General features: G+C 56.1%; 9 protein-coding genes and 3 tRNA genes (1 of these 12 running past the window's edge). 8 read left to right on the top strand and 4 right to left on the bottom strand.

Features of this window, described 5'->3' with window-relative positions; genetic code table 11:
* The 3 genes from HMPREF3140_RS07245 to HMPREF3140_RS07235 form a co-directional block, all read left to right on the top strand.
* Positions 1-30: transfer RNA gene (locus HMPREF3140_RS07245), tRNA-OTHER, on the top strand (it extends 50 nt beyond the left edge of the window).
* Between the two features lie 45 nt (positions 31-75).
* Positions 76-151: transfer RNA gene (locus HMPREF3140_RS07240), tRNA-Val, on the top strand.
* Positions 152-154: 3 nt separating this feature from the next.
* Positions 155-230 (top strand) — tRNA-Lys (locus HMPREF3140_RS07235).
* Positions 231-314: 84 nt separating this feature from the next.
* Here HMPREF3140_RS07235 and HMPREF3140_RS07230 read toward each other — a convergent pair.
* Positions 315-1,241 (bottom strand): LysR family transcriptional regulator, encoded by a 927-nt coding sequence (locus tag HMPREF3140_RS07230; protein ID WP_002913438.1) that lies wholly within the window; start codon positions 1,239-1,241, stop codon positions 315-317.
* 88 nt (positions 1,242-1,329) lie between these two features.
* Here HMPREF3140_RS07230 and HMPREF3140_RS07225 point away from each other — a divergent pair, with 88 nt between their 5' ends.
* Positions 1,330-2,328 carry a bile acid:sodium symporter family protein gene (locus tag HMPREF3140_RS07225; RefSeq protein WP_002913439.1) on the top strand — a complete coding sequence of 333 codons (999 nt, stop codon included), beginning with the start codon at positions 1,330-1,332 and terminating at the stop codon, positions 2,326-2,328.
* Here the strand turns inward: HMPREF3140_RS07225 and HMPREF3140_RS07220 are convergent.
* From HMPREF3140_RS07220 to zipA, 3 genes are all read right to left on the bottom strand, one after another.
* The gene (locus HMPREF3140_RS07220) at positions 2,325-2,543 is read right to left on the bottom strand and encodes a DUF3820 family protein (protein WP_002913440.1); all 219 of its coding nucleotides are present in this window, start codon (positions 2,541-2,543) and stop codon (positions 2,325-2,327) included. The genes HMPREF3140_RS07225 and HMPREF3140_RS07220 overlap by 4 nt on opposite strands.
* A gap of 1 nt (position 2,544) precedes the next feature.
* Complete coding sequence (gene ligA / locus HMPREF3140_RS07215; protein ID WP_070552899.1) at positions 2,545-4,560, bottom strand: NAD-dependent DNA ligase LigA; 2,016 nt, start codon at positions 4,558-4,560, stop codon at positions 2,545-2,547.
* Between the two features lie 69 nt (positions 4,561-4,629).
* Positions 4,630-5,676: a cell division protein ZipA gene (zipA, locus tag HMPREF3140_RS07210; RefSeq protein WP_023301179.1), complete on the bottom strand. Its 1,047-nt coding sequence runs from the start codon at positions 5,674-5,676 to the stop codon at positions 4,630-4,632.
* Positions 5,677-5,906: 230 nt separating this feature from the next.
* On the opposite strand from zipA, the gene cysZ reads away from it, so the two are divergent.
* The 4 genes from cysZ (at position 5,907) to ptsI (ending at position 10,226) form a co-directional block, all read left to right on the top strand.
* The gene (cysZ, locus tag HMPREF3140_RS07200; RefSeq protein WP_004174922.1) at positions 5,907-6,668 is read left to right on the top strand and encodes a sulfate transporter CysZ; all 762 of its coding nucleotides are present in this window, start codon (positions 5,907-5,909) and stop codon (positions 6,666-6,668) included.
* Between the two features lie 176 nt (positions 6,669-6,844).
* Complete coding sequence (cysK, locus tag HMPREF3140_RS07195) at positions 6,845-7,816, top strand: cysteine synthase A (protein WP_002913498.1); 972 nt, start codon at positions 6,845-6,847, stop codon at positions 7,814-7,816.
* A gap of 380 nt (positions 7,817-8,196) precedes the next feature.
* Positions 8,197-8,454 (top strand): phosphocarrier protein Hpr, encoded by a 258-nt coding sequence (ptsH, locus tag HMPREF3140_RS07185; protein WP_002913505.1) that lies wholly within the window; start codon positions 8,197-8,199, stop codon positions 8,452-8,454.
* A gap of 44 nt (positions 8,455-8,498) precedes the next feature.
* Positions 8,499-10,226 carry a phosphoenolpyruvate-protein phosphotransferase PtsI gene (gene ptsI / locus HMPREF3140_RS07180; protein ID WP_002913506.1) on the top strand — a complete coding sequence of 576 codons (1,728 nt, stop codon included), beginning with the start codon at positions 8,499-8,501 and terminating at the stop codon, positions 10,224-10,226.
* The last annotated feature ends 29 nt before the right edge of the window (positions 10,227-10,255 follow it).

Genomic DNA, 10,255 nt, shown 5'->3' with positions numbered 1-10,255 from the left:
TCGGCGGTTCGATCCCGTCATCACCCACCACTACTTAACGTAGTCTCCGCCGTGTAGAACAGAAAATTGAGAAGCGGGTGATTAGCTCAGCTGGGAGAGCACCTCCCTTACAAGGAGGGGGTCGGCGGTTCGATCCCGTCATCACCCACCACTCGGGTCGTTAGCTCAGTTGGTAGAGCAGTTGACTTTTAATCAATTGGTCGCAGGTTCGAATCCTGCACGACCCACCAATGTAAAAAGGCGCCCTAAAGGCGCCTTTTTGCTATGCGCGGAACATGGCCCTGCCACGAGTCCCTCCGCAGCAATCCCCTCTGTCAGCGCTGATATAGCGGATCTTCAACCCTGGCGGCGGTTAAATTCTCCCCTTCTTCACGCACAATTTCCCATAACGCCTGAGCGGCGGTCGACAGCGAGCGATTTTTCCTGCATGCCAGCATCAGCTGCCGCTCCATCACCGGAGTCAGCCGTTTCACCGTCAGATGGCTCCCCTGCGGTAACGGTAGCGCCAGCGCCGGCAGAACGCTGATGCCAATTCCCGATTCTACCATCGGAAACAGCGTTGCCGGGTGGCCAATCTCCTGGACGATATTCGCCCGGATAGCCAGTCTGCTGAGGGCCGCATCGATCAGCGGGCGGCTGCCGGACGCATAATCCTGCAGGATTAGCCTTTCATCCTGCAGCGCCTGCCACGGCACTTCTGTCAGGCTGGCAAAAGGATGATCCTCCCGGCAGAGCAGCAAAAATGGTTCCGCCAGAACCACTTCACACTGAAGGTCTGCCGCCGGGCCCGGATCAATCACGATGCCAAAATCCACTTCCCCCTGGCGGATACTCTCCAGCACCCACTGCTGGGGCCGATCGTGCAGCACAAAATCGATATCGGGATAACGACGATTGCTGTGAGCAATACACTGCGGAATAAGGTGGGCGGAAATCGTCTGACTGGCGGCGACCTTGACGGTGCCGCTCAGCTGCTGGCCTACCCGCCCGGCGTCACGCAGGGTAATCGTCAACTCATCAAGCAAACGTTCCAGCCTGCCCGCCAGCTGCTGACCCGCCTCGGTGAGCACCACTTCGCGAGTAGTACGGTCGAGCAGACGGACGCCGGTCTGATGCTCCAGCTCCTTGACGCTATGGCTGACGGCCGACTGACTTAAGCCAATCATCTCCCCTGCCCGGCTGAAGCTTCTGGCCCGGGCGACGGTGACAAATACTTTTAACTGACGCAGAGAGTAATTCATCTTTTTTATTCATGAATAGATGCAATAAATCAATTTTATTTCTCAAATGAAAAAAAGCACAATAGCGCATCTCTTTTCAGGAGCGTTTATGAAACTTTTCCGTATTCTCGATCCGTTTACGGCAACGCTAATCACCGTTGTCCTGCTGGCCTCATTCTTCCCGGCCCGTGGCGCTTTCGTCCCCTTCTTTGAACATCTGACCACCGCCGCCATCGCGCTACTGTTCTTTATGCATGGCGCTAAACTCTCCCGGGAGGCGATTATCGCCGGCGGCAGCCACTGGCGTTTGCATCTCTGGGTGATGTGCAGCACCTTTATTCTCTTCCCGCTACTCGGGGTTCTGTTTGCCTGGTGGGCGCCGGTGAATGTCGATCCGATGCTCTACAGCGGCTTTATCTATCTGTGCATTCTGCCGGCCACCGTGCAATCCGCTATCGCCTTTACTTCGCTGGCCGGGGGCAACGTCGCGGCTGCGGTTTGCTCAGCCTCGGCCTCCAGCCTGCTGGGGATCTTTGTTTCCCCGCTACTGGTGGGGGTCCTGATGAACCTTCACGGCGCAGGCGGCAGTCTGGAGCAGGTCGGTAAAATTATGCTGCAGCTGCTGCTGCCTTTCGTGCTCGGTCACTTATCGCGGCCGTGGATTGGCGACTGGGTGGCGAAGCATAAGAAGTGGATTGGTAAGACCGACCAGACCTCGATTCTGCTGGTGGTTTACTCCGCCTTTAGCGAGGCGGTGGTGAATGGCATCTGGCATAAAGTCGGTCTGGGATCGCTGCTGTTTATCGTGGTGGTCAGCCTGGTGCTGCTGGCCATCGTCATCGCGGTCAACGTCTTTGTCGCCCGCCGCTGCGGCTTTAACAAAGCCGATGAGATTACCATCGTCTTCTGCGGTTCGAAAAAGAGCCTGGCCAACGGCATTCCGATGGCCAATATTCTCTTCCCGACCTCCATCCTCGGCATCATGGTGCTGCCGTTGATGATCTTCCACCAAATCCAGCTGATGGTCTGCGCGGTGCTGGCGCGGCGCTACAAGCAGCAAACCGATGCGCGTCTCGCTGAGGAAAAGGCCAACGCGGCCAAAGCCTAACGCGCTTTCTTCAGGGGCTGGACCAGATCGCTCAGCCCCTCAGTTTTAATCAGCAGGGTCAACGCCATCAGCTCGCCAAGATGCCCGGCAGGGAATTGATCCTTACGCGCGAACCACAATAAATACTCTTCCGGGACATCGATTAAGCGACGTCCCTTGTATTTACCGAACGGCATTTCGGTATTGGCTATCTCGACCAGCTGCGCTTTATCCACGTTATTCTCCCAGCAGACGCATCATTTCGGCCTCGTCAATCACCTCGATGCCCAGCTCCTGCGCTTTCGCCAGCTTAGACCCCGCCGCTTCGCCGGCAATCACTAGGTCGGTTTTCTTCGACACGCTGCCTGCCACCTTCGCCCCCAGCGCCACCAGACGCGCTTTGGCGTCATCGCGCGACAGCTGGCTGAGGCTGCCGGTAAGGACCACGGTTTTGCCTGCAAACGGGCTATCAATCTCTTCCGCCTTCACCACCACCGGCGCAGGCCAGCGAACCCCCTCCGCCAGCAGTTGCGCAATGACATCGCGGTTGCTCTCTTCGGCAAAGAAGTTGAAGGTATGGGTAGCGACGACGATGCCGACATCAGGGACTTTCTGTAGCTCCTCAATGGAAGCCTGCTCCAGGGCTTCGAGAGTGCCGAAATGCGCCGCCAGGCCCGCCGCCGTCGCTTCTCCTACCTCGCGAATACCTAAGGCGTAGAGGAAGCGTGCGAAGGTCGTCTCTTTGGCTTTCTCGAGGGCGTTGACTACGTTTTGCGCGGACTTCGGCCCCATCCGATCCAGCCCGGTCAGTTTCCCCGCCGTCAGCCGGAACAGATCCGCCGGGGTATGGACGTACTCTTTCTCCACCAGCTGGTCGATGATCTTGTCGCCCATGCCGTCAACGTCGAGCGCGCGACGGGAGACGAAGTGCTTGAGCGACTCTTTGCGCTGCGCGCCGCAGATCAGGCCGCCCGTACAGCGGGCTACCGCCTCGCCTTCCACCCGTTCAACGTCTGACTGACATACAGGACAGTGGGTCGGGAAGACGACATCCCGGGCATCCGCCGGACGCTCGGAAAGCACCACGTTAACCACCTGCGGGATCACATCGCCTGCCCGGCGAATCACCACCTTGTCGCCGATTTTCAAGCCTAAGCGTTCAATTTCATCGGCATTATGCAGGGTGGCATTGCTCACCAACACGCCGGCAACATGGACCGGCTCCAGACGCGCCACCGGCGTAATCGCCCCGGTGCGGCCCACCTGGAACTCCACGTCCCGGACGAAGGTCATCTGCTCCTGTGCCGGGAACTTAAAGGCCACGGCCCAGCGCGGCGCGCGGGCGACGAAACCCAGCTGTTCCTGCAGCGCCAGCGAATCGACTTTGATCACCACGCCATCAATGTCAAAGCCCAGGTGGGGACGCTCTTCCTCGACTTTACGATAGTAAGTAAGCACTTCCTCGGGGGTATGGCACAGGGTGACGCGATCGCTCACCGGCAGCCCCCATGCTTTGAACTGCAGCAACCGAGCCGAGTGGCTGGCCGGCAGCTCGCCGCCCTCCAGCACGCCCACGCCGTAGCAGAAGAAAGTAAGCGGTCGCTTCGCAGTGATGCGCGGATCGAGCTGGCGCAGCGAACCCGCTGCCGCATTACGCGGGTTAGCAAACACTTTCCCGCCGGTGCGGCGAGCTTCCTCATTGATTTTTTCAAACCCGGCCTGCGGGAGGAACACTTCCCCACGTACCTCAAGGCGTGCAGGAATATTCTCGCCATGCAGCTTGAGGGGGATGGCGCGAATAGTTCGCACGTTAGAGGTAATATCTTCGCCGGTGGTGCCGTCGCCGCGGGTTGCCGCCTGCACCAACACGCCGTTTTCGTAGAGAATGCTCACCGCGAGGCCGTCGAGCTTAAGCTCGCAGCAGTAGGTAAGATGATCTGTGCTTTTCAGGCGATCCTGTACCCGCTTGTTGAAGGCGAGAAAGCTCTCTTCGTCAAACACGTTATCCAGCGACAGCATCGGCACTTCATGGCGGATCTGGCTAAAGGCGGTGAGTGGCGCCGCCCCCACCCTCTGTGTTGGCGAATCCAGGGTAATCAGCTCCGGGTGCTGGCTCTCCAGCTCGCGCAGCTTGCGCATCAGGCGGTCATATTCCGCATCCGGCACTTCCGGCGCGTCCATAACGTGGTACAGATATTCATGATGGCGAAGCGTGGTTCGCAGTTCAGTCAGTTGTTGTTCGATTGGTTCCATATCACACCATCAATGATAAAAAACCCCCGACAGGCGGGGGTTGAGAAGGAATTGAGTTAACGCGGAACGTCAGGCGTTCGCGTCTTTCACTTCGCGAATACGATCCTGGTATTCACGCAGTTTTTGCGGCGTCATCATGCGACGCTGATCGTCAAGCACCACGCCGCCCACTTCGTCAGCGATATACTGCGCAGACTGCAGCATCAGCTTGAAGTTCTGCAATTCATCGCCGTAGGAAGGGACCTGCATAAAGATAGTCACCCCAGGGGTCATCATATCCGCCATGCTGTCCGGATTGAAGGTTCCCGGTTTCACCATGTTGGCCAGACTGAACAACACCGGACCGCTGCCGTCCGGACTTAGGTGGCGGTGGAAAATATTCATTTCACCAAACTTAAAGCCGGCCTGCTGGATACTGTTGATCAGCACTTCACCGTTAAGCTGGGCGCCATGATGCGCGGCGACGTTCATCACAATGACCGTCTCTTTGCGCTCTTTCGGCTGCGGCGCGGCGGGCTGCTGCGGCTCTACCGGCTGCGGTTCCGCGACGGCGGGCTGCGACGCGGCAACAGGCTGTGGCGCAGGCTGCTGCGGGGCGGCTGGCTGCGGCTGAGCGACGGTCGGCGTCACCGGTTGCGGCGCGACAGGCTGCGGCTGGTGTTGCGGTTGTACGGGCGGCTGCGCAGGCTGCGGCTGTTGCCAGCCAGGCTGCGGAGCCGCATGCGGCGCAGGCTGTTGCTGCGGTGGAACCGGGGCCTGGCGCGGCGGCTGCGGCGGTTGGCGAACCGGTTCTTCAGGACGCGCAGGCTGCTGCATCTGGCGCTCGTAAGGCGGCTGGTACTGGTGCTGCGGCGCCTGACGAGGGGCTTCATGCTCCCCATGCGCGCCGTGCGGGGCGTGAGTCACCGGATGAACGCGGACTTCTCCTACGCCTTCAACATTATCATCAAAGTCGTCGTTTTCCGACTCATCGTCGCGCGACTTCATACGTTTCAGTGGGCGATCGCGAAACATCGAAGAACGTTCTTTACGGCTGGTCCAGAAACCATGTACCAGTAAAGCGATTATGGCGATCGCGCCAACAATGATTAATATCAGACGCAAATCCTGCATCATTATATTCTCTGTTGTTCTAACACCTTGCCACCACGGCAAACATTTACTCACTAAGAGTATTTGCCGATTACCTCAAGTGCAAGTGCGTCGGTCGCTTTCACCACATAAAGATGAACTAAATCGTGCTTTTTGCTGTTTTTTCGAACATTTCCTAACTGGTTATTGTCTGACGACCCGATAAAATAAGCGAGCATTCACACCGGATGTTAAAAAAGGAGCAATGCCTGGCTATGGTTTCATCATCCGCACCGACCCCGCGCAGCGGCGTTTATTATTTTTCGCAGGGCTGGAAACTCATCGGGCTGCCGGGCATACGGCGTTATGTCTTCCTGCCTTTACTGGTTAACGTGCTGCTGATGGGCGCTGCCTTCTGGTGGCTGTTTACCCGTCTCGGCAGCTGGATCCCCTCGCTGATGAGCCATGTGCCGGACTGGCTGCAGTGGCTAAACTACCTGCTTTGGCCGGTGGTAGTGCTCTCAATCCTGCTGGTGTTTGGCTACTTCTTTTCGACGATCGCCAACTGGATAGCCGCGCCGTTCAGCGGCCTGCTGGCGGAACAGCTGGAAGCGCGCCTGACCGGCGCTACCCCGCCGGACGTCGGCGTCTTTGGCATCATGAAAGATATTCCGCGGATTATGAAGCGTGAGTGGCAGAAGCTGGCCTGGTATCTGCCGCGCGCCATCGTGCTGTTGCTGCTCTACTTTATTCCCGGCGTTGGCCAGACGGTAGCCCCGGTACTCTGGTTCCTGTTCAGCGCATGGATGCTGGCGATTCAATACTGTGATTATCCCTTTGATAATCACAAGGTTCCCTTCAAAACCATGCGCGAAGCGCTGCGCAGTCGCAAAGTGATGAATATGCAGTTTGGGGCGCTCACCAGCCTGTTCACAATGATCCCGGTGTTAAACCTGGTGATCCTCCCGGTGGCTATCTGCGGCGCCACCGCCATGTGGGTCGATTGCTATCGCGATAGACACGCCAGCTGGAAATAGCGGTAACACCTTCACTTGGGGGCGGCAAAGGCCGCTCCCTTATATCGCGCTTATTCCTTCTTGCTTATCATTATTTCCCTTCCGCATATAGATATGCTAAATCCTTACTTCCGCATATTCTTTAAGCGGGTATGCTGATGCCGTACCCCCAAATTTCATACAGTTAAGGACGGGCCATGAGTAAGATTTTTGAAGACAACTCCCTGACTATCGGTCATACGCCGCTGGTACGACTGAACCGCATCGGTAATGGCCGTATCCTGGCAAAGGTAGAATCTCGTAACCCGAGCTTTAGCGTAAAATGCCGTATCGGCGCCAATATGATCTGGGATGCTGAAAAGCGCGGCGTTCTGAAACCTGGCGTGGAACTGGTCGAGCCGACCAGCGGCAACACCGGTATCGCCCTCGCCTACGTGGCGGCGGCCCGCGGCTACAAACTGACGCTAACCATGCCGGAAACCATGAGCATCGAGCGTCGTAAGCTGCTGAAAGCCCTGGGCGCCAACCTGGTGCTGACCGAAGGCGCCAAAGGCATGAAAGGCGCTATCCAGAAAGCGGAAGAGATTGTCGCCAGCAACCCGGAACAATTCCTGCTGCTGCAGCAGTTCAGCAACCCGGCTAACCCGGAAATCCACGAGAAGACTACCGGCCCGGAAATCTGGGAAGATACCGATGGTCAGGTGGATGTGTTTATCTCCGGCGTAGGTACCGGCGGAACGCTGACCGGCGTCAGCCGCTATATCAAAAACACCAAAGGTAAAAAAGATCTGATCACCGTCGCCGTTGAACCGACCGATTCCCCGGTGATCGCCCAGGCGCTGGCGGGGGAAGAGCTCAAGCCGGGTCCGCACAAAATTCAGGGTATCGGCGCCGGCTTCATTCCTGGCAACCTGGATCTGAAGCTGGTCGACAAAGTGATCGGCATTACCAACGAGGAAGCTATCTCCACGGCGCGCCGCCTGATGGAAGAAGAAGGCATCCTGGCGGGTATCTCTTCCGGGGCCGCCGTTGCCGCCGCGCTGAAGCTGCAGGAAGATGAGGCCTTTACCAATAAGAATATTGTGGTTATCCTGCCTTCCTCAGGTGAGCGTTATTTAAGCACCGCGCTGTTCGCCGATCTCTTCACTGAGAAAGAGCTGCAACAGTAGTGCCAGCTTGTAAATAATGTGTAAAAAAGCACCTTTTCGGGTGCTTTTTTGTGGCACACGTCAAAGTTTTACCCCTCCTGGCATTGATTCACCTCGTAGGGTCTGGTATTTAACCAGCACATTTATTTTGATGCGCGAAATTATTCAGAAGAGGATTTCCGCCAGCTGAATCGATTTTATGATTTGGTTCAAGTCTTCCTTTCGCGGCATAATGTTTAATGACGTGCTAGACGTCAATGGCCCGCAGGTCTTCGCAGCGCCAGGCGCTGCCGACGCCAAGGCCGGAAACGTAACGCCGGCGCTAACAATACAGGCTAAAGTCGAGTCGTTAGACTAGACTTTAGGTCCACAACACTAAACCTATAAGTTGGGGAAATATAATGTTCCAGCAAGAAGTTACCATTACCGCTCCGAACGGTCTGCACACCCGCCCTGCTGCTCAGTTTGTTAAAGAAGCTAAAGGCTTCACTTCTGAGATCACTGTAACCTCCAACGGCAAAAGCGCCAGCGCCAAAAGCCTGTTCAAACTGCAGACTCTGGGCCTGACCCAGGGCACCGTAGTGACCCTCTCCGCTGAAGGCGAAGATGAGCAGAAAGCTGTTGAGCATCTGGTTAAACTGATGGCTGAACTCGAGTAAGTTCACGGGTTCTTTTTCATATCAGTCACAAGTAAGGTAGGGTTATGATTTCAGGCATTTTAGCATCCCCGGGTATCGCCTTCGGCAAAGCATTGCTGCTGAAGGAAGATGAAATTGTCATCGACCGGAAGAAAATTTCTGCCGATAAGGTTGATCAGGAAGTCGAACGTTTCCTGAGCGGCCGCGCCAAGGCCTCCGCCCAGCTGGAGGTCATCAAAACCAAAGCTGGTGAAACTTTCGGTGAAGAAAAAGAAGCCATCTTCGAAGGGCATATTATGCTGCTGGAAGATGAGGAGCTTGAGCAGGAAATCATAGCCCTGATTAAAGATAAGCACATGACTGCCGACGCGGCAGCCAATGAAGTTATCGACGGTCAGGCCACTGCCCTGGAAGAGCTGGATGATGAATACCTGAAAGAACGTGCGGCTGACGTACGTGATATCGGTAAGCGCCTGCTGCGCAACATCCTTGGTCTGGCAATCATCGATCTGAGTGCGATTCAGGATGAAGTCATCCTCGTCGCCGCCGATCTGACCCCGTCTGAAACCGCACAGCTGAACCTGAAAAAAGTGCTGGGTTTCATCACCGATGCGGGCGGTCGTACCTCCCACACCTCTATCATGGCGCGTTCCCTGGAATTGCCGGCCATCGTGGGCACCGGCAGCATCACGGCGCAGGTGAAGAACGGCGACTATCTGATTCTCGACGCGGTGAACAACCAGGTTCTGATCAACCCGTCTAACGAGCAAATTGAAGCGCTGCGTAGTCTGCAGGCTCAGGTTGCGGAAGAAAAAGCCGAACTGGCGAAACTGAAAGATCTGCCGGCGATTACCCTCGACGGCCATCAGGTTGAAGTCTGCGCCAACATTGGTACCGTTCGCGATGTCGAAGGTGCTGAGCGCAACGGCGCCGAAGGCGTAGGCCTGTATCGTACCGAATTCCTGTTCATGGACCGTGACGCGCTGCCAACTGAAGAAGAACAGTTTGCGGCTTATAAAGCGGTGGCTGAGGCCTGTGGCTCTCAGGCCGTTATCGTCCGTACCATGGATATCGGCGGCGACAAAGAGCTGCCGTACATGAACTTCCCGAAAGAAGAGAACCCGTTCCTCGGCTGGCGTGCCGTGCGTATTGCGATGGATCGTAAAGAGATCCTGCGCGACCAGGTTCGTGCCATCCTGCGTGCCTCCGCTTTCGGTAAGCTGCGCATTATGTTCCCGATGATCATCTCTGTTGAAGAAGTGCGTGCGCTGAAGAAAGAGATCGAAATCTACAAACAGGAACTGCGTGACGAAGGTAAAGCATTTGACGAATCCATTGAGATCGGCGTGATGGTGGAAACACCGGCTGCGGCGACCATTGCTCGTCATCTGGCCAAAGAAGTTGATTTCTTTAGTATCGGCACCAATGATTTAACGCAATATACTCTGGCAGTTGACCGTGGTAATGATATGATTTCACATCTTTACCAGCCGATGTCACCGTCTGTACTGAATCTGATTAAGCAAGTTATTGATGCTTCTCACGCTGAAGGTAAATGGACTGGCATGTGCGGTGAGCTTGCGGGCGATGAACGTGCTACACTTCTGTTGCTGGGTATGGGGCTGGACGAATTCTCTATGAGCGCCATTTCCATCCCGCGCATCAAGAAGATTATTCGTAATACGAACTTCGAAGATGCGAAAGTATTAGCAGAGCAGGCTCTTGCTCAACCGACAACGGACGAGTTAATGACGCTGGTTAACAAGTTCATTGAAGAAAAAACAATCTGCTAATCCACGAGATGCGCGGCCCAAATTACTGC

Source organism: Klebsiella sp. HMSC16A12 (genome assembly GCF_001808265.1).
Lineage (GTDB): Bacteria > Pseudomonadota > Gammaproteobacteria > Enterobacterales > Enterobacteriaceae > Klebsiella > Klebsiella pneumoniae.
This window is presented reverse-complemented; position numbering and strand designations above follow the sequence as displayed.

Coding starts and splice junctions, on each gene's coding strand:
- zipA (WP_023301179.1), bottom strand. CDS start 5,676: ATGATGCAGGATTTGCGTCTGATATTAATCATTGTTGGCGCGATCGCC.
- cysZ (WP_004174922.1), top strand. CDS start 5,907: ATGGTTTCATCATCCGCACCGACCCCGCGCAGCGGCGTTTATTATTTT.
- HMPREF3140_RS07225 (WP_002913439.1), top strand. CDS start 1,330: ATGAAACTTTTCCGTATTCTCGATCCGTTTACGGCAACGCTAATCACC.
- cysK (WP_002913498.1), top strand. CDS start 6,845: ATGAGTAAGATTTTTGAAGACAACTCCCTGACTATCGGTCATACGCCG.
- ptsI (WP_002913506.1), top strand. CDS start 8,499: ATGATTTCAGGCATTTTAGCATCCCCGGGTATCGCCTTCGGCAAAGCA.
- HMPREF3140_RS07230 (WP_002913438.1), bottom strand. CDS start 1,241: ATGAATTACTCTCTGCGTCAGTTAAAAGTATTTGTCACCGTCGCCCGG.
- ligA (WP_070552899.1), bottom strand. CDS start 4,560: ATGGAACCAATCGAACAACAACTGACTGAACTGCGAACCACGCTTCGC.
- ptsH (WP_002913505.1), top strand. CDS start 8,197: ATGTTCCAGCAAGAAGTTACCATTACCGCTCCGAACGGTCTGCACACC.